The organism is Quadrisphaera sp. KR29 (genome assembly GCF_052644995.1).
In genome coordinates, this window is record NZ_JBQXXG010000026.1 from 23149 (window position 1) to 45760 (window position 22612).

At 75.3% G+C, this 22612-nt stretch carries 19 protein-coding genes; 9 read left to right on the forward strand and 10 right to left on the reverse strand.

Annotated features, from left to right (window positions below; genetic code table 11):
• Positions 1-10 precede the first annotated feature (10 nt).
• On the reverse strand, positions 11-754 hold the full coding sequence (locus ACUN9U_RS17200) for a TetR/AcrR family transcriptional regulator (protein ID WP_445486217.1): 744 nt from the start codon (positions 752-754) through the stop codon (positions 11-13).
• Between ACUN9U_RS17200 and ACUN9U_RS17205 the strand changes: the two genes are divergently transcribed.
• From ACUN9U_RS17205 to ACUN9U_RS17225, 5 genes are all read left to right on the forward strand, one after another.
• Positions 636-2771 carry an amidase gene (locus ACUN9U_RS17205; RefSeq protein ID WP_445486218.1) on the forward strand — a complete coding sequence of 712 codons (2136 nt, stop codon included), beginning with the start codon at positions 636-638 and terminating at the stop codon, positions 2769-2771. The genes ACUN9U_RS17200 and ACUN9U_RS17205 overlap by 119 nt on opposite strands.
• A 38-nt stretch (positions 2772-2809) precedes the next feature.
• Positions 2810-5743, forward strand: coding sequence for an aminotransferase (locus ACUN9U_RS17210; RefSeq protein WP_445486219.1), 2934 nt, complete (start codon positions 2810-2812; stop codon positions 5741-5743).
• Between the two features lie 35 nt (positions 5744-5778).
• Complete coding sequence (locus ACUN9U_RS17215; protein WP_445486220.1) at positions 5779-6798, forward strand: agmatine deiminase family protein; 1020 nt, start codon at positions 5779-5781, stop codon at positions 6796-6798.
• Positions 6799-6978: 180 nt separating this feature from the next.
• Positions 6979-7755: an SDR family NAD(P)-dependent oxidoreductase gene (locus ACUN9U_RS17220; RefSeq protein WP_445486221.1), complete on the forward strand. Its 777-nt coding sequence runs from the start codon at positions 6979-6981 to the stop codon at positions 7753-7755.
• 36 nt (positions 7756-7791) lie between these two features.
• Complete coding sequence (locus tag ACUN9U_RS17225; protein ID WP_445486222.1) at positions 7792-8451, forward strand: TetR/AcrR family transcriptional regulator; 660 nt, start codon at positions 7792-7794, stop codon at positions 8449-8451.
• Positions 8452-8508: 57 nt separating this feature from the next.
• Here ACUN9U_RS17225 and ACUN9U_RS17230 read toward each other — a convergent pair whose 3' ends face one another.
• Positions 8509-9705 (reverse strand): serine hydrolase domain-containing protein, encoded by a 1197-nt coding sequence (locus ACUN9U_RS17230; protein ID WP_445486223.1) that lies wholly within the window; start codon positions 9703-9705, stop codon positions 8509-8511.
• Between the two features lie 37 nt (positions 9706-9742).
• Positions 9743-11179 (reverse strand): APC family permease, encoded by a 1437-nt coding sequence (locus ACUN9U_RS17235; protein ID WP_445486237.1) that lies wholly within the window; start codon positions 11177-11179, stop codon positions 9743-9745.
• 346 nt (positions 11180-11525) lie between these two features.
• Here ACUN9U_RS17235 and ACUN9U_RS17240 point away from each other — a divergent pair, with 346 nt between their 5' ends.
• Positions 11526-11990: a DUF3237 domain-containing protein gene (locus ACUN9U_RS17240; protein WP_445486224.1), complete on the forward strand. Its 465-nt coding sequence runs from the start codon at positions 11526-11528 to the stop codon at positions 11988-11990.
• A 65-nt stretch (positions 11991-12055) separates the two neighbouring features.
• Here the strand turns inward: ACUN9U_RS17240 and ACUN9U_RS17245 are convergent, their stop codons facing one another.
• The 4 genes from ACUN9U_RS17245 to ACUN9U_RS17260 are packed head-to-tail and all read right to left on the reverse strand — an operon-like array spanning position 12056 to position 15984.
• Entirely contained in the window at positions 12056-13597 is a 1542-nt protein-coding gene (locus ACUN9U_RS17245; protein ID WP_445486225.1) for an acyl-CoA synthetase, read from the reverse strand.
• 55 nt (positions 13598-13652) lie between these two features.
• The gene (locus ACUN9U_RS17250) at positions 13653-14108 is read right to left on the reverse strand and encodes a MaoC family dehydratase (protein ID WP_445486226.1); all 456 of its coding nucleotides are present in this window, start codon (positions 14106-14108) and stop codon (positions 13653-13655) included.
• Positions 14109-14146: 38 nt separating this feature from the next.
• On the reverse strand, positions 14147-15049 hold the full coding sequence (locus tag ACUN9U_RS17255) for an amidohydrolase family protein (RefSeq protein ID WP_445486227.1): 903 nt from the start codon (positions 15047-15049) through the stop codon (positions 14147-14149).
• Positions 15046-15984 (reverse strand): SDR family NAD(P)-dependent oxidoreductase, encoded by a 939-nt coding sequence (locus ACUN9U_RS17260; RefSeq protein ID WP_445486228.1) that lies wholly within the window; start codon positions 15982-15984, stop codon positions 15046-15048. Before ACUN9U_RS17260 ends, ACUN9U_RS17255 begins: the two co-directional genes overlap by 4 nt.
• A 115-nt stretch (positions 15985-16099) precedes the next feature.
• Here ACUN9U_RS17260 and ACUN9U_RS17265 point away from each other — a divergent pair, with 115 nt between their 5' ends.
• Both ACUN9U_RS17265 and ACUN9U_RS17270 read left to right on the forward strand, forming a co-directional pair.
• Positions 16100-16594, forward strand: coding sequence for a MarR family winged helix-turn-helix transcriptional regulator (locus ACUN9U_RS17265; protein ID WP_445486229.1), 495 nt, complete (start codon positions 16100-16102; stop codon positions 16592-16594).
• 47 nt (positions 16595-16641) lie between these two features.
• Entirely contained in the window at positions 16642-17790 is a 1149-nt protein-coding gene (locus ACUN9U_RS17270) for a 5-methyltetrahydropteroyltriglutamate--homocysteine S-methyltransferase (RefSeq protein ID WP_445486230.1), read from the forward strand.
• Between the two features lie 156 nt (positions 17791-17946).
• Here the strand turns inward: ACUN9U_RS17270 and ACUN9U_RS17275 are convergent, their stop codons facing one another.
• The 3 genes from ACUN9U_RS17275 to ACUN9U_RS17285 form a co-directional block, all read right to left on the reverse strand.
• Entirely contained in the window at positions 17947-19008 is a 1062-nt protein-coding gene (locus ACUN9U_RS17275) for a PDR/VanB family oxidoreductase (protein ID WP_445486231.1), read from the reverse strand.
• Positions 19005-20108, reverse strand: a complete 1104-nt coding sequence (locus ACUN9U_RS17280) for an aromatic ring-hydroxylating dioxygenase subunit alpha (protein WP_445486232.1) — start codon at positions 20106-20108, stop codon at positions 19005-19007. Before ACUN9U_RS17280 ends, ACUN9U_RS17275 begins: the two co-directional genes overlap by 4 nt.
• 107 nt (positions 20109-20215) lie before the next feature.
• A complete protein-coding gene (locus ACUN9U_RS17285) occupies positions 20216-20962 on the reverse strand; it encodes an IclR family transcriptional regulator (RefSeq protein WP_445486233.1) in 747 nt (248 codons plus the stop codon).
• Positions 20963-21063: 101 nt separating this feature from the next.
• On the opposite strand from ACUN9U_RS17285, the gene ACUN9U_RS17290 reads away from it, so the two are divergent.
• Positions 21064-22569, forward strand: a complete 1506-nt coding sequence (locus ACUN9U_RS17290) for a benzaldehyde dehydrogenase (RefSeq protein WP_445486234.1) — start codon at positions 21064-21066, stop codon at positions 22567-22569.
• Positions 22570-22612: the final 43 nt, after the last annotated feature.

The window sequence follows — 22612 nt, forward strand, 5'->3', positions numbered from 1 at the left end:
GCGCGCGGCCTCAGCGGGGCGCGGGGCGGGCCGAGGCGACCATCATCCCCAGGCCCATCTCGAAGGCGCGCGTGGCGACCGGGTCGAGCGGGTCCTGCCCGTCCAGGGTGGCGTAGGCGGCGGCGAACCGCGGGAACGCCTCCTCCTGGCCGGTGGGGTCGAAGACGACGCTCGGGCCCGACATGTCGAGCACGCTGCCCAGGACGAAGGACTCGAAGGCGGTCAGGAGCGGCAGCACGTCGCTGCTGGCCCAGCCGGCGGCCTCGGCGGCCACGGCGAAGTCCTCGTACTGCGCCAGCAGCAGCGGCGCCGAGACGCGGTGGGTCATGAGCAGCGGGATCGCCCGCGGGTGGCTGGCGAAGGCGCGGCGGTAGCTGCGGGCCCACGCCCGCAGCCCGTCCTCCCACGCCAGGGTCCGCAGCGGCGCGGAGTCGATCGGCGCCGAGACCAGGGCCCGCACGTCCTCGACCATGGCGGCGCGGTCGGGCACGTGGTTGTACAGCGAGGTGGGGTTGACCTGCAGCCGTGCGGCCACCCTGCGGATGCTGGCGCCCTCGGGACCGTGGCGGTCCACCAGGGCCAGCGCCGTGCGGGCGATGAGGTCTCGGCTGAGCAGCGGCTGCCGGGGACGGGCGATGGGGTCCTCCCTGCGTCGGGCGCCGAGCCTACGCAGGTGCCGGCGCCTGCGCGCCAACCCCTTACGCCGGTTAAACGTACGGTGTAGGTTTCCTGCTGTGGACACCGAGGTCTTCACCGTGGTCGAGGCCGACGTCGAGCAGCTGGGCGCGGCGCTGGCCTCCGGGCAGGTCACCAGCGTCGAGCTCGTGGCCCGCTACCTCAACCGCCTCGGCCGCTACGACAGGTCCGGCCCGCGCCTGAACGCCGTGCCCGTGCTCAACCCGTCCGCCTTCGCCGAGGCGCGCGCCGCCGACCTGCGCCGCGCCCGCGGGGAGGTGCTCGGCCCGCTGGACGGCATCCCCTACACCGCCAAGGACAGCTACCGGGTCCGCGGCCTGACCGTGGCCAGCGGCTCCCCGGCCTTCCGCGACCTCGTGGCCCAGGACGACGCCTTCGCCGTCGCCCGGCTGCGCGCCGCCGGAGCGGTGCTGCTCGGCCTGACCAACATGCCCCCCATGGCCGCCGGCGGCATGCAGCGCGGCGTCTACGGCCGTGCCGAGTCCCCCTACAGCGCGGACTTCCTCACCGCGGCCTTCGGCTCCGGGTCCTCCAACGGCTCGGGCACCGCCACGGCGGCGAGCTTCGCGGCCTTCGGGCTCGGGGAGGAGACCTGGAGCTCGGGGCGCGCCCCGGCGTCCAACAACGCCCTGGTCGCCTACACCCCCTCGCGCGGCGTCATCTCCGTGCGGGGCAACTGGCCGCTGGTGCCCACGATGGACGTCGTGGTGCCGCACACCCGCTCGGTCGCCGACCTCCGCCGCGTGCTGGACGCCGTCGTCGCCGACGACCCGGTCACCGACGGCGACCTGTGGCGCACGCAACCGTGGGTGCAGCTGCCGCGGCCCTCCCAGGTGCGCCCGGACTCCTTCGCCGCGCTGGAGGACCTGCCGCTGGCCGGGCTGCGCCTCGCCGTGCCGCGCACGTACGTCAACGCGGACCCGGACAGCGCCAACCCCATCCGCACCCGGCCGAGCGTCATGGCGCTGTGGGAGCAGCTGCGCACCGACCTCGAGGCCGCCGGCGCGGAGGTGGTGGTGGTCCCCTTCCCCGTGGTCGAGCGGTACGAGGAGCTGCACGAGGGCGACCGCGGCCTGGTCGCCCGGGGCCTGGTCACCCAGCAGTACCTGCAGGACGAGGTGGGCGACCTGGCCGTGTGGGCGATGGACGCCTTCCTGCGCCAGAACGGCGACCCGGCGCTGCACCGCCTCGCCGACGTCGAGGCGCCGCTCATCTTCCCGCACCCCCCGGGGGCGCTGCCCGACCGCTACGGCGCGCTGCCCTTCGACATCGCCTACGACATCGCCGACTACGTCACCAGGGCGCAGGAGTGGGAGCCCGACTGGCGCGACGTGGCCACCCTGGAGGGCGGTCTGCGCGGCCTGGAGGAGGCCCGCCGCACCGACTTCGAGGAGTGGCTCGCCGCCGAGGGCTTCGACGCGGTGGTCTTCCCCGCCGCCGCCGACGTCGGGCCGGCCGACGCCGACACCGACCCGGCCTCCGCGGAGGTCGCCTGGCGCAACGGCGTGTGGGTCTCCAACGGCAACCTCGTGCCCCGCCACCTCGGCATCCCCACCGTCACCGTGCCGATGGGCACCATGGCCGACACCGGGATGCCGGTCGGGCTCACCATCGCCGGCGCCGCGCACACCGACGCGCGGCTGGTGCAGCTGGCCTCGGCCGTCGAGGCCCTGCGCGCGCGCCGCACCCCACCGCCGCGCACCCCGGCCCTGCCCGACGAGGCGGCCTTCGGCGAGCCCCGGCCCGCCGCCGGCGGCGAGCTGGCCGTCACCGTGGAGGGCGTCAGCGCCGTGGTGGACGGCGCGGAGACCGTGGTCAGCACCACCGCTGTCGTGACCGGCGGGCGGGCTCGCGACCACGCCGTGTTCGTCGACGGGGTGCGCGTGCCGGCCCGGCTGGAGGGCGGTCCGGACGGCGCGGTGCTGCGCGCCACCGCGCGCGTGCCCGCCGGCGCCCACGGCCCCGCTGCCAGCGCGTGGGTCGCCCCGTACGGTCCCCTCGTCGTGGTGGTCGTGCGCGACGCGGCGGGAGCGGTGGCCGGCGACGTCGCCACCGCCCCCGGGGCGCCGCTGTGACCACCCCCGCCCTGCCCCGGACGCCCGAGGGAGCACCCGTGACCCAGGTCTTCGACTACTTCTCGCAGGTGGACCTGCCCACCCCGACCCTGCCCGAGGCCGAGGTCCGCGCCCTGGTCGCCGACGTCTTCGGCGTCGAGGTGGACGTGCAGGGCCTGGGCAGCCAGCAGGACCAGAACCTGCGCCTGTTCCGCAGCGGGCACCCCGAGCCCCTCGGGGTGCTGAAGATCAGCAACCCCGCCTTCAGCGAGGCCGAGGTCGACCTGCAGGACCGGGCGGCGGCCGTGGTGGCCGAGCGCAGCCCCCAGCTGCGGGTGCCGCGCCTGGTCGAGGGGCCGCGGGGACCGATGTCGGCGTGGTGGCAGACCTCCCAGGGCCGTCTGCACGCGCGCGTCATCGAGAACGTGGCCGGGCGCACGCTGATGGGCTCGGGCTACCTCTCCCCCGCCGTCGTCGCGGGGATGGGCGAGCTGGCCGCGGCGGTCAGCCGGGCGCTGGAGGACTTCACCCACCCCGCCACCGCCCGGGTGCTGCAGTGGGACCTGCGCCACGCCTCCCGCGTCGTCGACGTCCTGCTGCCCTCCGAGCCCGACCCCGCCGTGCGCGAGCTGGTCCAGGAGGCCGCGAGCGCCGCACGGGAGGCGCTGGCCCCGGTCGCCGGGCACCTGCCGGTGCAGGCGGGCCACTTCGACGTCACCGATGACAACGTCCTGCGCCGCGAGGGCGCGGCCGTCCCCGACGCCGTCATCGACTTCGGTGACGTCACGGCCTCCTGGCGGGTGGCGGAGATCGCCGTGACGGTGTCCTCGGTGCTCCACCACGACGGCGCCTCCCCCGAGAGCGCGCTGCCCGCGGTGCGCGCCTTCGACGCCCGCCGCCACCTCCTGGACGCCGAGGTGAGCGCCCTGTGGCCGCTGGTGGTGCTGCGCGGCGCGGTGCTCGTGCTCAGCGGGCGCGCCCAGGTGCGCCTGGACGAGGGCAACGACTACGCCTCCGCGGCGCTGGACCGGGAGCTGCGCGTGCTGCAGCAGGCGGTGTCGGTGCCGCTGGCGGTGCTGACGGCCATGACGCGCGAGGCCCTGGGCCGCCGCCAGGCCGACGGGCCGGCGGGGCCCGCGTGGAGCGGGGAGCCGCTGCTGCCGCCGCCCGTCCGGACCGTGCAGCTGGACGCCTCCACGGAGTCACCGCTGAACGACGCGGGCGCCTGGCGGGAGGCGGGCACCCTGGACGCCGCCGCGCTCGCGGCCCTCGACGCCGGCGCCGACGTCGTCGGGCTGCCGGCCTGGGTGCCGGTGCTGGCCGCCGCCGGCGAGCCGCTGCCCACCGGCCCGGACCGCACCCCCACGGGCACCACGGTGTGGTTGGCCCGGGCGACCCCGCTCACCCCCGGCGGCGGACGGGTGGCCCGGGCCCGCGGGTCGCTCACGTGGACCGCGGGCGGTGGGGCCGTCACGGTCTCGGGGGCCCTCGGCGAGGACGCCGGCGACGACGGCGCTCCTGGTGGCGCGCACGTCCTGCCGGCGCGGACCCCGCTGCTCGTGCAGCGCCACCCCGCCGGCAGCACCCCGCCGCCGGCGCGGGTCACGCCGCGCCTGGCGCGGGCCTGGCGCGCGGTGGTGGGCGACCCCGGCGCGGCCCTCGGGCTGCCCTCCTCGCCGCCGCCGTCGTCCCCGTCGCCTGCCGGCGGCGCCGAGGACGACGTGCTCGCGCGCCGCCACCGCGTGCTCGCCGAGGTGCAGGAGCACTACTACGGCGCCCCGCCGCGCATCGAGCGCGGCTGGCGCGAGCACCTCGTGACCGTCGACGGGCGCGTGCTGCTCGACATGGTCAACAACGTCGCCTCCGTCGGGCACGCCCACCCGCGCGTGGTGGAGGCGGGCACCCGCCAGATGCACCTGCTCAACACCAACTCGCGGTTCCACTACCGCGCCATCACCGACTACGCCGAGCGCCTGGCCGCCACCCTGCCCGACGAGCTCGACACGGTCTTCTTCGTCAACTCCGGCTCGGAGGCCACCGACCTGGCCATCCGCCTGGCGATGGCCAGCACCGGGCGGCGCGACGTCGTCGCGATGCGCGAGGCCTACCACGGGTGGACCTACGCCAGCGACGCCGTCTCGACCTCGATCCAGGACAACCCGAACGCCCTGGAGACCCGGCCGGACTGGGTGCACACCGTCGACGCCGCCAACTCCTACCGCGGCCGCCACCGCGGCCAGGACGCGTGGCGCTACGCCCCCGAGGCCGTGGCCGTCATCGACGAGCTCGCCGCCTCCGGGCGCCCCCCGGCGGGTCTCATCTGCGAGACGTTCTTCGGCAACGCCGGAGGCGTGGCGCTGCCGGAGGGCTACCTGGAGCAGGTGTACGCCGCCGTCCGCCGCCACGGCGGGATCGCCGTCGCCGACGAGGTGCAGGTGGGCTTCGGCCGCCTGGGCGGGTGGTTCTGGGGCTTCGAGCAGCAGGGCGTGCTGCCCGACGTCGTCGCGGTGGCCAAGTCGATCGGGGCGGGGCACCCCCTCGGTGCCGTCATCACGCGGCGCGAGATCGCCGACAGGTACCGCACCCAGGGCTACTTCTTCTCCTCCACCGGCGGCTCGCCGGTCTCGGCCGCCATCGGCAGCGCGGTGCTCGACGTCATCCAGACCGAGCACCTGCAGGAGAACGCGCGCGTGGTGGGGGCCCACCTCAAGGAGCGGCTGACCGAGCTCGGTGACCGCCACGACCTGGTCGGCACCGTGCACGGGTCGGGCCTCTACCTCGGGGTGGAGTTCGTGCGCGACCGGGAGACCCTCGAGCCGGCCACCGAGGAGACCGCCGCGATCTGCGACCGGCTCCTCGAGCTGGGGGTGGTCATGCAGCCCACCGGCGACCACCTCAACGTCCTGAAGGTCAAGCCGCCGCTGTGCCTGAGCCAGCAGTCGGCCGACGCCTTCGCCGACGCCCTCGACCACGTCCTGACCACCGGCTGGTGACCGGCCCCGTGGCGACCGACCAGGAGCGAGGACCGATGACGACGACGATGCCCGCCGAGTGGCAGCCGCACGCCCGCACGTGGATGGCCTTCCCCCCGCCCAACCAGACCTTCGGCGAGGTCGGCGGCGCTGACCTGGACCGCGCCCGCCTCGCGTGGAGCCGGGTGGCCAACACCGTGGTGCAGCACGAGCCGGTGAGGATGCTCGTGCGCCCGCAGGACGTCGGCGCGGCCCGGGAGCTGCTCGACCCCCGCGTGCAGCTCGACGAGGTGGGCCTGGACGACGCCTGGCTGCGCGACTCGGGGCCGACCTTCGTGCGCGGCGAGCAGGGCGTGCGCGCCGTGGCCTGGACCTTCAACGGCTGGGGCGCCCAGGACTGGGCGGCCTGGGGGCAGGACTCCCGGCTGGGGCGCCACGTGGCGGGCCTGGCCGGGGTGCCCGCGGCCTCCTCCTCGCTGGTGCAGGAGGGCGGCGGGCTGCACGTCGACGGCGAGGGCACGGTGCTGCTCACCGACACCGTGCAGCTGGACCCCGGGCGCAACCCCGGCTGGACCCGCGAGCAGGTCGAGGCCGAGCTGCACGCGCACCTGGGGACCACGGCGGCGATCTGGCTGCCGCGCGGCCTGACCGCCGACTACGGGGAGTTCGGCACCCGCGGCCACGTCGACATCGTCGCCGCCTTCACCCGCCCCGGCGCGGTGCTGGTGCACACCCAGACCGACCCCGCCCACCCCGACCACGAGGTCTCCGCGGAGGTGCTCGAGCTGCTGCGGACCGCCACCGACGCCCGCGGCCGCCGCCTGGAGGTCACCGAGCTGCTGGCACCGCGCGCCGTCGAGGTGGACGGGGAGCTGGTCGACTTCTCCTACGTCAACCACTACGTCGCCAACGGCGCGGTGGTGCTGTGCGCCTTCGACGACGACGAGCGCGACGCGGCGGCCGCGCGCGTGCTCTCGCGGGCCTACCCCGGCCGCGAGGTGGTGCTCGTGGACGCCCGCGACATCTTCGCGTTCGGCGGCGGCATCCACTGCATCACCCAGCAGCAGCCGGCCTGACCCGGCCGTCGCCGAGCAGGGGCTGGAGCGCCCCGCCCGCAGACCAGCGCACCAGGCGCGTGGACCCGTCCGCGCCTGGTGCGCTGCCGCACCCGGCGGCCCGCCCCCGGCCGGCCCTTGCGCCGAGCGGCGCGGGCCGCAAGGATCCCGTACGACCGTACGACTCGGGAGGGGACGCCAGTGCCGGCACAGGAGGGGCTCCACCGCGTGGCCGTGGTCACCGGAGCGGGCAGCAGGGAGGGCATCGGCTTCGCCTGCGCCCGCGCGCTGGCCGCCGACCACGCCGTGGTCGTCGCCTCGACCACCGCGCGCATCGAGGAGCGCGTCGCGGAGCTGGTGGAGGCCGGCGGCAGGGCCGTCGGCTTCACCGGTGACCTGACCGACCCCGGGGCCGCGCGGGCGCTGGTGGAGACGGCGCTCGGCGCGTTCGGCGGCCTCGACGTGCTGGTGAACAACGCCGGGATGCTGGCGGTCTCGGGCCAGGAGCAGGCAGCGCCGGTGGGGTCGACCACCGACGAAGACTGGCGGGCCAGCATCTCGCGCAACCTGGACACGACCTTCTTCGTCACGCGCGCGGCGCTGCCCCACCTGCCCGAGGGCAGCGGGCGCATCATCAGCACGTCCTCGGTCTCGGGGGCGGTGATGGCCTACGGCGGGGACGCCGCCTACCACGCGGCCAAGGCCGCCGTCGTGGGGCTCACGCGGTCGCTGGCCGTCGACCTCGGGCCGCGCGGCATCACCTGCAACGCCGTCGCGCCGGGCTGGATCGCGACGGCCTCCTCCACCGAGGACGAGCTCCGGGCGGGGCGGGCCACCCCGCTGGGCCGCCCGGGCCGCGCGGAGGAGGTGGCCGCGGTGGTGGCCTTCCTGGCCTCCCCCGGCGCCTCCTACGTCACGGGCCAGGTGCTCGTGGTCGACGGGGGCAACTCCGTCGCCGAGGAGCGGGGACGGGCGTGAGCACCACCGCGTCCCGCGCGGCCGGGGACGCGCCCCGTGGCGGCTGAGGACCTGCCGCAGGGGCTGCCCCGCGTCCCCCCGAGCCGCAAGGGGGCGGTGCGCAAGGGCGCCATCATCGACGCCGCCGTGCGCCTCATCGCCGGCGGTGGGCTGCAGGCGGTCACCATGCGCACCGTGGCCGCCGAGGCCGGCCTGCCGCTGGGCACGGTGACGTACTACTTCGCGGACAAGGACGAGCTGGTCGAGGCGGCCTTCCTGCGCCACACCCAGGTCGAGACCGCCCGCGTCGTAGCGGCCATCTCCCGCGCCGGGCCCAGCGCGAGCAGCGAGCAGCTGGCCTCCCAGCTCGCCGACCACGTCGTGCAGGGCCTGACGACCCACCGCGCCCAGCTGGTGGTGGAGTACCAGTTCCTCACCGAGTCCACCCGCCGGGAGGGGCTGCAGCGGGCGTCGGCCGCGTGGCTGCAGGGCCTGCAGGCGCACCTGGAGGCGGCCGTCACGGCCCTGGCCTCCGCCCAGCCCCGCACCGACGCGCGCCTCCTGCTGGCGGTGCTCGCGGGCCTGGAGGTCGACAACCTCGCCGTCCCGCTCGACGCCGCCGCCGAGCGCGCCGTGCGCGACACCCTGCGCAGGCTGCTGGCGGTGCTCGCGCGCACCTGGGCCGAGGAGCGCTCCGCCCCCACCGCTGCCCCCTGACGGCAGCGGGCTCCCGGGGCGCGCCTCGCGGCGGCGCACCCCGGGCGCCCGCGCGGGTCAGCCGGCGGCCTCCTCGACGGCCCGGACGAGCGCCCGCAGCAGCTCCAGCGACTGGCCCTCGCGGTGGGCGTGCTCGGCGTCGGCCGTGCCGTAGCGCCGGTTGGCGGAGAGCTTCACCACCGTCACGCCCGCGGCGGGGTCGACGAAGACGTACTGGTTGTAGACGCCGGCGGCCATCCACTCCGCGCGCCCGCCCGGCGGCAGCCACCACTGGTAGCCGTAGCCCTCGGGCGTGGTGCCGGTGCCCACGAGCACCCGGCCCGGCTGCAGGTGGGGCAGCGAGGCCGTGGTGGCGGCGTCCACCCAGGCCGCGGGCACCACCTGCACGCCGTCCCACTCGCCGCGGCGCCGGTAGAGCTCTCCCAGGCGGGCGAAGTCGCGCGCCACGAGGTTGAGGCCGGCGTACCCCATCTCCACGCCCCTCGGGTCGACGATCCAGTGCCCGGGCGCCTCGAAGCCGAGCGGCTCGCAGAGCTTCTCGGCCATGTAGTCGGCCATCGAGCGACCCGTCGCGGCGCGGACCAGGGCCGCCAGCGCCTGGGTGTCGCAGGAGTTGTAGCGGCACACGGTGTCCGGGGCGGCCTCGCGCGGCATCGTCGCGACGATCGTGTCGTGGTCGCCGCGGAGCCCGGAGGTGGCGTCGGCGATGCGCAGCGGGTCGGCGTCGGGGTCGCTGTAGTCCTCGTTCCACCGCGCTCCCGAGGACATCTGCAGCACGCTGCGGATGCTCACCCCGTCGTAGGCGGACCCGGGTTCCACGCGCACGTGGTCGCTGATCGGGCCCTCGACGTCGCCGATGAGCCCCTCGGCCACCGCCACGCCGACCAGCGTGGCCACGAAGCTCTTGGCCACCGACATCGAGATCCAGGGGACCTCGGGTCCGCCGGTGCGGTAGTAGCTCTCGTGCACCACCCGGCCCTCGTGCAGCACGAGGACGGCGGAGGTCTCGGTCTCGTCGAGGAACTGCGCCACGGAGTGCTGCGCGCCCTCGAAGGAGAAGGTCTCCGGCAGCTGCACGGGCTCCCCCTGGGGCCACGGGCGCGGGTGGGAGGAGGGGGCCATCGCGGCCGTGGGCACGAGCTCGGCCATGCGGCAGAAGTTCGCCACCTGCGGGGCGCCGCTGAACAGGTCGAGGTCGGCCAGGGTGCCGAGCGCCCGCCCGCTGGTGCGGGCGCCGGAGCTGGTGGTGGTCATGGGGGTTCCGTCCGGGAGTCGGGATCGGGTGGGGGTCTCAGGCCGTGGGCACGGGGCCGGGCGCGTCGGAGCCCTCGGGCGCCGCGGCCCGGGGGTCGCCGGTGGCCGGCTCCTCGTCACGGCCCTCGCCGATCTGGGCGTAGACCGCCGGGCGGTGGCGCCGCAGGTGGCGGGCGTAGAACAGCCCGGCCACCACGGTCAGCGGGACGATGCCGGCGAGCAGGGCGTTGGTCAGCGGGCCCTGGGCGGTGATGAGGGCGATGTTGTCCACCGCGACGAAGAGCCCCACGCCCAGCAGCACAGCCGCGAGGACGCCCGCGACCACCGTGCCGCGCGAGCCGGCGGCGGGGTTGCGCCGGGTGAAGTACACGACCGAGGCGACGGCGGTGAGCAGCATGAGCGCCGAGATCCCCAGGGCCCCGGGCGTGTTGACCCACAGCAGCAGCTGGAGGTAGGGGTCGGCGCCGGCGACGGCGAAGCCCACCACCACGACCAGCGCCAGCAGCGACTGCACCTGGCCGGCCCGGTAGGGCGAGCGGTGCTTCGGGTGGGTGGCGGCGAGGAAGGAGGGCAGCAGGCCCTCCTTGGCCAGGGCGAAGGCGTACCGGTTGATCGTGTTGTGGAACGCCAGCTGGGCGGCGTAGACGCTGGTGACGATGAGCACCGCCATCAGGGTGGAAGCCCAGGGCCCGACGTACTGCTCCATCGCGATGAAGAACAGCGCCGGCGGGTCGTCCTGGGCGGCGGCCTGCACCGCGGAGGAGCCGAAGGCCTGGATGACGGCCCACAGGATGAAGGCGTAGGAGGCGGCCATGCCGATGATGGCGATGTAGGTGGCCCGCGGGATGGTGCGGGCGGGGTCGCGCGCCTCGCGGCGGTAGATGGCGGTGGACTCGAAGCCGGTGTACGCCGCGAAGGCGAACGCGAGCGCGGCGCCCATGCCGGGGCTGAAGACCGCGGAGGGGGTGAAGCTGGCGAGGTCCACGGTGCCGGTGCCGCCCCGGGCGAGCACCGAGACGGCCAGCAGCAGCAGCACCGAGGTCTCCGCCACGAGCAGGACGCCGAGGACCTTGGCGCCCACGTCGATGCCGGCCCACCCGACGAGGTAGACCAGGCCGATGGCGACGACGGCGATGGCCCACCAGGGCACGTCCACGCCGAACAGGTCGCGCAGCGTGGCCTGGGTCTGCACGGCGAGCAGGCCGTAGACCCCGATCTGCAGGGTGTTGTACGACATCAGCGCGAGCAGGGCGGCGGCCAGGCCCCACCCCTTGCCCAGGCCCTTGGTCACGTAGGAGTAGAAGGCGCCGACGCTGCCGACGTGCTTGGTCATGCGGGTGAAGGCGACGGCGAACAGCACCAGCGCGAAGCCGCTGAACAGGTAGGCGACGGGCGCTCCGACGCCGCCGATGGCGATGGCCAGCGGCGCGACCCCGGCCAGGACGGTCAGCGGGCCGGCGGCGGCGACCACCATGAAGACGATGCTGCCGGTGCCCAGGACCCCCTTGCGGAGGTGGACGTCGTCGCCGGCGGGGACGTGGAGCGGGGGTGGGGTCGTCGACACGGGACTTCCTCTCGGACGTCGGGCGGCGCCGGCTCCCTCGCCGCGCCCCCTGGGCTTGTTCTCGTACGTTCGTCTGACTTCATCACAGGTGCGGGCGCGTGACGAGCACCGCCGGTGACCTGTTCACACAGCTGTCACACCTCTTGACCTGGCCATCATCTCGTACGACCGTTCACCTGTTCAGGTGCCGCAGCGGTGTCGCCGCGCACCACGGGAACCGGCGCCGGCGCGCCGCCCGCTGACCCCAGGAGGACCTGTGCCCGACCTGCTCGAGCCGTCGCTGACCTTCGCCTTCGAGGCCCGCGTGGCCGTGGCGCCGCCGCTGCGCATCGGCCGCGGGGAGCACGAGGAGCTGTGGTTCTGCCCCATCACGGGCGGCACCGTGGACGGTCCGCGGCTGTCCGGCGTCGTCCTGCCCCACGGCGGTGACTGGTACACGACCCGCGCGGGCGAGACCGAGCTGGACGCGCGCTACCTGCTGCGCGCCGACGACGGCACCGTCATCGACATCCGCAACCGCGGCGTGTGGAGGGCCGACCCGGCGGTGGAGGCCCGCGCCGACGCCGGCGAGCCCGTCGACGAGCGGGAGTTCTACTACCGGACCTCGGCGCAGTTCTCCACCGACGCCCCCGCCCACGCCTGGCTGACGAGCACGGTGGTGGTGGGCATGGCGCGCCCGGAGCCGGGCTTCGTCTGCATCAGGTTCTACGCGCTCGGCTGACGGGCCGCCCGGAGCAGCGGGGGCTGCAGGGGCAGCAGGACCGGCGGGGGTGCCGCCGGAGGTGCTCACGACGCACCGCCGGCGGCCAGGCGCTGGCGCAGCAGGCGCTTGGGCACCTTCCCGCTGGCCGTGCGCGGCAGCTCGGCGACCACCTCGAGCGTGCGCGGCACCTTGTACCGGGCCAGCGACGCCGACAGCTGCTCGACCACGGTCTCCACGTCCAGGCGGGTGCCGGGCGCGAGGGTGACGACGGCGTGGGGCACCTCCCCCCAGCGCTCGTGCGGGAGGCCGATGACGGCGGCGCCGGTGACGCCGGGCAGGCCGAGGAGGGCGTTCTCCACCTCGGCGGGGTACACGTTCTCCCCGCCGGAGATGATCATGTCCTTGAGGCGGTCGGCGATGCGCAGGAAGCCGTCCTCGTCCAGCACGCCCACGTCACCGGTGCGCAGCCACCCGTCGGGCGTGCGGGCGCCGGCGGTGGCAGCGGGGTCCCCCCAGTACTCCAGGAAGGTGTTGGGCCCGGCCGCCTCCACCTCTCCGGCCGCTCCGGGGCCCGCCAGCTCGCCGGTGGCGGTGTCGCGGACGCGGACCCGGGTGAAGAAGTGCGCCAGGCCCGCCGAGCGCGGGTGCGCCGCCGTGTGCTGCGGGGGGAGCAGGGTGATGCCCGGGGAGGCCTCGGTCATGCCGTAGCCGCCCGAGAACGCCAGGCCGCGCGCCTCGTACGCCTCGCGCACCCGGTCCGGCACCGGTGAGCCGCCGCACGTCATGAGCCGCAGGGAGGACAGGTCGGTCGTCGGCCAGGCCGGGTCCTCGGCCATGAGCTGGAACGTCGTGGGGACGCCGCTGATCGTCGTCGCCCTGAGGGCCTCGACGGCCGCCAGCGCCTCGGCCGGCACGAACCGCTCCTGCAGGAGCACCGTGGCGCCCTTGAGCAGCACCGGCAGGCACCCCATGCCCAGCGAGGCGACGTGGAAGAGCGGGGAGACCATGAGGGCGCGGTCGGCGCTGGTGAGGTCGTAGTCGACCAGGACGTTGAGGGCGTTCCAGGTGAGGTTGCCGTGGGTGAGCACCGCGCCCTTGGGGCGCCCGGTGGTCCCGGAGGTGTAGACGACCAGCGCGGGGTCGTCCAGACCCACGTCCGGCAGGTCGTCCAGCGCGTCCCCGCCCAGCAGCGCCTCGTAGCCGGCCTCGCCGTCGCCGCCCACGTGCACCCGCAGCACCTGCGGGGCCGCGTCCGCGAGGGCGGCGTCGCCCTTCTCGCGCAGGGCCGGGGTGCTGATGAGCGCGCCGGCGCCGCAGTCGGCGAGGACGTAGCCGAGCTCGGGGGCCGCCAGCCGCGTGTTGAGCGGCACGAAGAGGGCGCTCAGCCGCGTGGTGGCGAACAGCGCCTCCACGAAGGAGGGGTGGTTGTCGCCCAGGTAGGCCACCCGGTCGCCGCGGGAGACCCCGCGGGCGCGCAGGCCGGCGGCCAGGGCGTCGACCCTGTCGGCGAGCGCCTCGTAGGTGAGCGCCTCGCCGTCGAAGACCAGCGCCGGGCGGCCCGCCGACCTCACGGCGCGCAGCCGCGGCCAGCTGCCGATGCCCCGGCCCTCCACGGTGTGGACCACGTCGTCTCCCTCCGCCTCGTCGCGGTGATCTGGGGTGCTCTGGGACCGCCCTGGGTCAGGCGAGGGCGCGCGAGAGGAACTCGACGACCACGGCGGGGCGCTCGCTGCCCTCGAGCTCGAGCACGCCGGAGACGGCCAGCTGCAGGCCGCCCCTGACCTCGGTCACCGAGGTGAGCGAGGCCACGAGCCGGATCCGCGAGCCTGCCGTGACCGGCGACGTGAACCTGACCTTGTCGAGGCCGTAGTTGACCAGCGTCGTGGCGTCGGTGACCTCCAGCAGCTGCGACCACAGCGGGATGAACAGCGACAGGGTCAGGAAGCCGTGGGCCACAGGGGCGCCGAAGGGACCGGAGGCGGCGCGCGCGGGGTCGACGTGGATCCACTGGTGGTCGTCGGTGGCGTCGGCGAACGTGTCGATCCGCTCCTGGGTCACGGTGACCCACGCGGAGGTGCCGATCTCAGTGCCGGCGAGGCCAGGCAGCTCGGCCAGGGTGGTGGTGCGTGCGGGCACGGGGTGCTCCTGGGTCTCGGGGTGGCGTGGCGGGGGGCTCAGGCGAGCCCGAGCAGGCGGACGGCGTTGTCCTTGACGATCTTCTGCCGGACCGGGCCCGTGATGCCCAGGCCCTCGAAGTCGCGCATCCACCGGTCGGGGGTGATGAGGGGGAAGTCGGAGCCGAACAGCACCTTGTCCTGCAGCCAGGTGCGCGCGGCGCGCACGAGCTGGTCGGGGAAGCGCTTGGGGGACCACCCGGACAGGTCGATGAAGACGTTCGGCTTGTGGGTGGCGATGGAGATCGCCTCGTCCTGCCAGGGCACCGACGGGTGCGCGAGGATGATCCGCAGGTCGGGGAAGTCGGCGGCGACGTCGTCCACCAGCATCGGGTTCGAGTACCGCAGCTTCAGACCTCCCCCGCCGGGCAGGCCCGCACCGATGCCCGTCTGCCCGGAGTGCACCAGCACCGGCACGCCCAGGTCGGAGACCTCGGCCCACAGCGGGCGCAGCTCGGGGTCGCTGGGGTCGAAGCCCTGCAGGGTCGGGTGCAGCTTGAAGCCCCGGGCGCCGTGCTCGCGCACGAGGCTGCGCGCCTCGGCCACCGCCGCGCTCCCCCGCCGCGGGTCCACCGAGGCGAAGGGGATGAGCACGTCGGCGTGGTCGGCGGCCCTGTCGAGCAGCTCGGCCACCGGCACGCCCACGCGCCCCAGCTGGGTGCGCGCGTCGACGGTGAAGACGACGGCGGCCGTGCGGCGCTCGCGGTAGTGCTCGGCGATGGCGCCCAGGTCGCGGCCGACGCCGTCGCTGCGGAAGTACCTCGCGGCGGCCGCGGCGAACTCCCCGGGCAGCGCCGTCTCGCCGTGGCAGCCCTCCTCGACGTGCACGTGCACGTCGACGGCGTCGAGGTCCTCGACGCGGAGGCGGCTCGCGCTGCCCGCGCCGCCCAGGGCGGTGGTCATGACGCCCGGGTGCTGCGGTCGAGCTCGGCGGGCAGCGAGGGGAAGCGCTCCCCCACGGGCTGCAGGTTCGCGCGCAGCTGGCTGGCGGCCACCTCGGCGACGTCCTCGGCGCTCCAGCCGCCCGGGTGGTGCAGCGACAGGACGGGCTCCGGGTGGCTCCACAGCTGCAGCCGGTCACCGCCCACCCCGATGACCTGGCCGTTGATGCCCTCGGCCTGCTCGGAGGCCAGGTAGACGACCAGCCCGGCGACGTCGTCGGTGGTGCCGAAGCCGAGCTCCTCGCGGTAGAAGCCGGGCATCGGGCGGCCGGCGTCCTCGGCCTCCACGGCGGCGGCGAAGTAGGGGACGGTGCGCGTCATCGCGGTGGCGGCGACGGGCACGACCGCGTTGACGGTGGTGCCCGAGCGGCCCACCTCCAGCGCCCAGGTGCGGACCATGCCGACGATCCCGGCCTTGGCGGCGGCGTAGCTGGTCTGGCCGAAGTTGCCGCGCTGGCCGGTCGGCGAGCCGACGGCGACGATGCGCCCCGCGGTGCCGGTGGCCTTGAAGTGGGTCCACGCGGCGCGCACGCAGGTGAAGGTGCCGCGCAGGTGGACGTCGACGACGACGTCGAAGTCGTCGTCGCTCATCTTCAGCAGCGACCTGTCGCGCAGCACGCCCGCGTTGGTGACCAGCGCGTCCAGGCGGCCGAACTCGCTCACGGCGGTGTCGACCAGCTGCTGCGCGGTCTCGGTGGGGCCGACCGGGGCGACGACGACGGCGGCGCGGCCCCCCGCGGCGCGGACCTCGCTCGCGGTGCGCTCGGTGGCCTCGGCGCTGACGTCGTTGACGACGACGGCGGCGCCCGCCGCGGCCAGGGCCCTGGCGTAGGCGGCGCCCAGGCCGGCGCCGCTGCCGGTCACGATCGCCACGCGGTCGGTCAGGGTGGTGGTCACGTCGTCGTCCTCCGCACCTCGGTGTGCCGGCTGCCCGGTGTCCACGGACCGTACGGCTAACCGTTGAGAAAATCAACGGTTTCTGGGCCGGGTGGCGGCAGGGCAGGATCGACGGGTGGTCGACGACGCGTCAGGAGCGGTGCCGGTGGAGCTCGCGGGCAGGTTCTCCTCGGCCGCCCTTGCGCACGACGTGGAGTTCCTGGCCGTCAAGGCCTTCGCCGCCGGCACCCGGCGCCTCAACCACGAGCTGCGCCCGCTGGACCTGCGGGCGCGCTCGTACTCGGTGCTCTCCACCGCCTGCGAGCCGCAGCCGCTGACGCAGCGCGAGCTGGCCACCCTGCTCGAGCTCGACCCCAGCCAGGTGGTGGCCCTGGTCGACGAGCTGGAGCAGCGCGGTCTGGTCACCCGCGTCACCGACCCCCGCGACCGGCGCCGACGCCTCGTGCAGGCCTCGCCGCGCGGGCGGGAGGTGCTGCGCCAGGCCGCGGCGCTCGCCGCGGCCTCCGAGGAGGCCGCGCTGGCGCCGCTGAGCCAGCCCGAGCGGGACGCGCTGCGGACGCTGCTGCGCAAGCTCGTCTTCGGCCCGGAGGTGCCCGGGCAGGAGCCGTGACCGCGGGCGGCGCACACCCCCGCGCGGACCGCGGGCAGACTGGGGCGATGACGTCGAGCACCGAGGCTCCCGCCCGCGACCAGGTGGTCCCCTTCCACGCCGACCACACCGGCAGCCTCCTGCGGCCCGCGGCGCTGAAGCGGGCCCGCGCCCAGCGGGCCGCCGGCGAGATCACCGCCGACCAGCTGCGCGAGGTCGAGGACGCCGCCGTCCGCGACGTCGTGCGCCGCCAGGCCGACCTCGGCCTGCGCGTGGTCACCGACGGCGAGCTGCGGCGCCACTACTGGCACGAGGACTTCATCCTCTCCCTCGGCGGCGTCGAGGCGAAGGAGGCGTTCACCCGCCAGTTCCGCACGCTGGACGGCGAGCCGATCGACGTGCCGCTGACCCGCGTCAAGGCCACCTCACCGGTCCACCTGGAGCAGACCGTCTTCGCCGACCACCTCGCCTTCCTCCAGCGGGCCGCCGAGGAGCTCGGAGCCGGGCAGACCCCCAAGCTGACGATGCCCTCGCCCAACCAGGTGCACAACACCTTCATCCCCCTCGACGGCACCGAGGCCTACGGCGAGGGCGGCCCGGGCACCGAGGCCGACGCGAGGCTGCGCGCCGACATCGCCGCCGCCTACGCCGAGCAGCTGCGCCGGGTGCACGCCCAGGGCCTGCGGTACGCCCAGCTCGACGACGTGTCGCTGACCTTCTTCGGCGACCCCAAGAACGCCGGCACCGCCGAGACGCAGCTGCCGGCGTTCATCGACCTCTTCAACGCGGCTATCGCCGACCGGCCGGCGGACCTGGCGGTGGCCACCCACCTGTGCCGCGGCAACTACCGGTCCTCGTGGGCGCAGACCGGCGGGTACGAGCAGATCGCGGACATGCTGTTCAACACCCTCGGCGTGGACGGCTACTTCCTGGAGTTCGACGACGAGCGCTCGGGCTCCCTCGACGTCCTGCGCTTCCTGCCGCCCGGCAAGCGCGTGGTGCTGGGACTGGTCACCACCAAGGTGCCGGCCCTGGAGGACGAGGACGCGCTCGTGCGCCGCATCGAGGAGGCCGCGACCTACGCGCCGCTGGAGCAGCTGGCGCTGAGCGGGCAGTGCGGGTTCAGCTCGACCGAGGAGGGCAACGACCTCACCGAGGACGAGCAGTGGCGCAAGCTCGAGCTCATCGTCCGGGTCGCCGACCGCGTCTGGGGCTGACCACCCTGCTGGGCGCAGGGTGGCCCTGGTCCACTCCTGCGGGACCAGGGCCACCCTGCGCCCGCGCGGGTGTGGAGCGAAGCCGCCCAGCGGGGGGCGAACGCCCATGATCACGGTCGGTCGAGTGGACAACGCCCATGACAACGGGCGGTGCGGTCAGGGCAGGCGGAGGACCAGCTCGGGCGGTGCGCCCGCGTCGTGACCGTCCGCGCCGGGGGCGGCTGCGACGCGGGAGACGCACACGCACACCGCCGTGCCCGCCTCCTGCTGGCGGCGGCTGAGGAACACGTCGCGGTGGTCGATGGTGCCGCGCACGGAGGCGACCTCCAGGCGGCACAGCCCGCACTCGCCCTTGCGGCAGTCGTACATGAGGTCGGCTCCGGCTCGCTGCAGCGCCTCCAGCAGCGTGGTGCCGGGCCCGACGGTCGTGCGCAGCCCGATCTCCGGGACCGCCACCTCGAACGGCTGCGGGGCGTACCAGCCCGAGCTGCCGAACGTCTCGAAGCGCAGCGTGCTGGCCGGCAGGCCGCGCGCCTCCCAGCCGCGGCGCACGGCGTCCATGAGGCGGATCGGCCCGCAGACGTAGGCCTCGACCCCTCCCGGCACCGTGTCGTGGTCACCGGCGACGGCGTCGAGGAGGGCCGCGACGTCGAAGGCGCCGCGCTCGTCGTCGACGTGCAGGCGGTACCGCTCCCCCAGCACGGCGGCGAGCTCGTCGGCGTACGCCGCCCGAGACCGCGTGCGCACCACGTGGTCGAGGACCACGTCGGCGCCCCGCGCAGCCAGGCGCCGGGCCATCGCCAGCAGCGCGGTGATGCCGATGCCGCCCGCCAGCAGGTGGTAGCGTCCGGCGCCCAGGCGCAGCGGGAACCCCTGGACCGGGGCGCTGCACTCGACGTCGTCCCCCACCGCGAGCGAGTGCACGTAGCGCCCGCCGCCGCGCGAGGTCGGGGTGAGCAGCACCGAGATGGCCGAGCGGGTGCCGTCGGCGCTGGCGTCGACCACGGAGTAGGAGCGCACCTCCCGGCGCGGGCCGCCGGGCGAGCCGGGTGCGTCGACGTGGACGGCCAGCTGCAGGTGCGCCCCGGGCTCGGCGGGTCGCCCGGGCGCGTGCTCGAGGACGACGCGGCGGACGCCGTCGGCGACGTCGCGCGCCTCGACCACGCGCGCGGGCCGCAGCGCCGTCGAGGCGGCCCCGGCCGGCGCGGGTGCGCTCACGCGCGGCCCTCGGCGCGCAGCATCTGGTCGAGGATGCGGCGCACCCACATCCCGCCGGCGTCGATGTTGAGGCTGTAGAACTCCTTGCGGGGGTTGGCGTCGATGGCGCGCTGCTGCGCGGCGAGCATCGCCTCGTCCTCGGCGAACACCCCGTGCACGCCCTCGCGCAGCTGGGTGGTGATGAGCTGGCTGTCGAGGCGGTAGTTGCGCATGAACGCCCAGAAGTAGTGCGAGCTGCGCTCGGTCTCCGGGGTGATGGTGTTCATGACGTACCCGTTGACGCCCTGGCTGCGGTCGCCCTCGGGCGCGCCGGTGCCGGTGGGGGCGACACCGACGTCGATGCAGATGGTCGACGGGGCGTAGTAGTGGATGATCTGCCAGCGGTCCACGCGGCCGTCGAAGCCGGGGGACCTGTCGCGGATGTTCTTCAGCCAGAACGGCGGCGGCGCCACGTCCCGCATCCACCGCGTCACCGTCACCGAGCCGTCGGCCTCGCGGCGGGTGGTGAAGTCGGACTCGCTCAGCTCGTCCTGGCCGATGCTCGAGCCGTGCACGAACTCCTCGTGCGTGAGGTCCATGAGGTTGTCGAGCACCAGCTGGTAGTTGCACGGCGCCTCGATGGTCAGGCCGTCCCCGGCCCACTCCGGGGAGTCCATCTGGTGCATGTCGGGGATCGACGCCGGGTCTGCCAGCAGCGGGTCACCGGGCCACACCCACACGTACCGGTGCCGCTGCTCCACCGGGTAGGAGGTCACCAGCGCGCTGGGGTTGACCGTCTCCTGCGCGGGCATCTTCGTGCACCGGCCGGCGGCGTTGTACTGCAGGCCGTGGTAGGGGCACTGGATGCCGTCCCGTCCGACGAGCTTCCCCATCGACAGCGGCGCCAGCCGGTGCCAGCACGCGTCGGCCAGGGCGACCGGGCGCCCGTCCTGCGTGCGGTACAGCGCCATCGGCTGGCCCGCCACCGTCCGGGCCAGCGGCTCCTTGGCGGTCACCTCGTGGTCCCACGCGGCGGCGTACCAGGCGTTGAGCGGGAACGGGAAGATCTTGGCGCTGACCTGCCCGGGCGCCGCGAGGGGCTCGGCGTGCACGTCCGTCATGGGGAGCGCTCCTCGTCGTGCTGCGTCACGTCGTCGTGGTGCGGTGAGGATCGACGACGACGGCGGGGTGCTGCAGCCGGCCTTCCGACAGGCGGAAGCAGGGCCGCTCAGGGCAGCGAGCCGGAGCGGGCGGCGAGGGCTCGGGAGATGCCCAGTGCTGCGGCGCGCACCGCCGGGACGAGGGGCGCCGCCGTGGTGCGCGCGGTGCCGTAGACGACGGAGACGGCGGCCACCACCTCCCCGCGGCCTCGGCGCACCGGCGCCGCCACGGAGGCCGCCCCGTCGGTGACCTGCTGGTCGCTGACGGCGACACCGGCGCGTCGCACCTCGGCGAGCAGCGCGCGCAGGCGCTCGGGGTCGGTCTCGGTGCGCTCGGTCCAGCGGCGCACGGGCACCGCCAGCGCGGCGTCCTGCACGTCGGCGGGCGCGTGGGCGAGCAGCACCCGCCCCACGCCGGTGGAGGGCAGCGGGAAGCGCGCGCCGACGCGCGTCATGACGCCGACGGCGTCCGGGCCGGTCAGCCTCTCGACGAAGACGCTCTCGAGGTCCTCGCGGACCGCCAGCTGCACGTTCTCGCGGGTGGCGGTGTACAGGTCCTCCAGGAAGGGCAGCGCGACCTCGCGCAGCTCCGGGCCGCGGGGTGCGAGGGAGGCCAGCTCCCACAGCCGCAGGCCCACCGACAGGGTGCCGTCCGGCGCCCGCTCGAGGGCCCCCCAGGCCACCAGGTCGGCCACGATCCGGTGGGTGGTGGTCAGGGGCAGCCCGCTGGCCGCGGCCACCTCGGCCAGCCGCAGCCGCGGGTGCCGGGCGGTGAACGCTCCCAGCACCTGCAGCGTGCGGGTGGTCAGCGTCATGGCGCGGAGCCTCCCACCTGGCGGAACCAGGTGTGCGCGCACGCGGGGGCATCGCCTACCGTCCGGGCACGCGCAGCAGTGCCCGAGCAGGAGGTTCGACGATGACCGCCACCGCCGAGAACAGCACGACCACCCCCGCCGAGACCGGCAGCCTCCTCGACGAGGCCGTCTTCGCCGGAAGGATCTTCATCGACGGGCAGTGGGTCGAGGGGACCTCGACCGCCCCCTCCACCGCCCCCGCGACCGGCGAGACCCTCGTCACCGTCGGGATGGCGGGTCCGGACGACGTCGCCCGCGCCGCCGAGGGCGCCGCCCGGGCGCAGAAGGCCTGGGCGGCCACCCCGCACCCCCAGCGCGCCGCCGTCCTGCGCCGCGCCGGGCAGCTGTGGGAGCAGCACGCCGAGGAGGTCATGGGCTGGAACGTGCGCGAGGTCGGCGCGATCCCGCCGCTGGCCGGCTTCGCGCTGCACGTGACCGCCGCGGAGTGCTACGAGGCCGCCTCGCTGCCGTCAGCACCGCGCGGGACGGTGCTGTCCAGCGAGGAGCCGCGCCTGTCGCTGGCCGAGCAGGTGCCGGTGGGCGTCGTCGGCGTCATCTCCCCCTTCAACGTGCCGCTCATCCTCGGCATCCGTGCGGTGGCGCCGGCGCTGGCGCTGGGCAACGCCGTGCTGCTCAAGCCCGACCCCCGCACCGTCGTGACCGGCGGCGTCTCCTTCGTGCGGATCTTCGAGGAGGCCGGCCTGCCCCCGGGGCTGCTGCAGCTGGTGCCCGGTGGCGCCGACGTCGGCGAGGCCCTGGTCACCGACCCGCGCGTGCGCGTCATCGCCTTCACCGGCTCCACCCGCGCCGGGCGCTCCGTGGGCGAGCTGGCCGGGCGACACCTCAAGCGCGCCCACCTGGAGCTGGGCGGCAACAGCGCCTTCCTGGTCCGCGAGGACGCCGACGTCGACCAGGCCGTGAACCTGGCCACGTGGGGCTCGTTCCTGCACCAGGGGCAGATCTGCATGACCGTGGGGCGCCACATCGTCCACGAGTCGGTCTTCGACGAGTACGTGGACAAGCTCGCCGCCAAGGCCGACTCCATGCACGTCGGCGACCCGGCCGCCGGCCAGGTGCACCTTGGTCCGCTCATCGACGAGGTGCAGCGCGACAGGGTGCACACCCTGGTGCAGGACGCCGTGGCCCAGGGCGCGCAGCTGCGCGCCGGCGGCACCTACGAGGGGCTCTTCTACCGCCCGACCGTGCTCGCGCACACCCCGAAGGACGCGCAGGCGTACTGCGAGGAGGTCTTCGGCCCGGTCGCCTCGGTGGTCTCCTACGCCACCGACGACGAGGCGGTGGAGCTGGCGGCCGCCACCGAGTACGGGCTCTCCCTGGGCATCGTCAGCAAGGACGCCCTCGGCGCGCTGGAGCTGGCGCGCCGCATCCCCACCGGCATCGTGCACATCAACGACCAGACGGTGAACGACGAGGCCAACACCCCCTTCGGGGGCGTGGGCGCCTCCGGCACGGGCTCGCGGCACGGCGGCGCGCAGGCCAACGTCGAGGCCTTCACCGAGACCCGCTGGATCACCCTGCGGCGCGAGCCGGGCCAGTACCCGCTCTGACCCCACCTCCGTGATCATGGGCGATCGGCCACCTCGCAGGTGG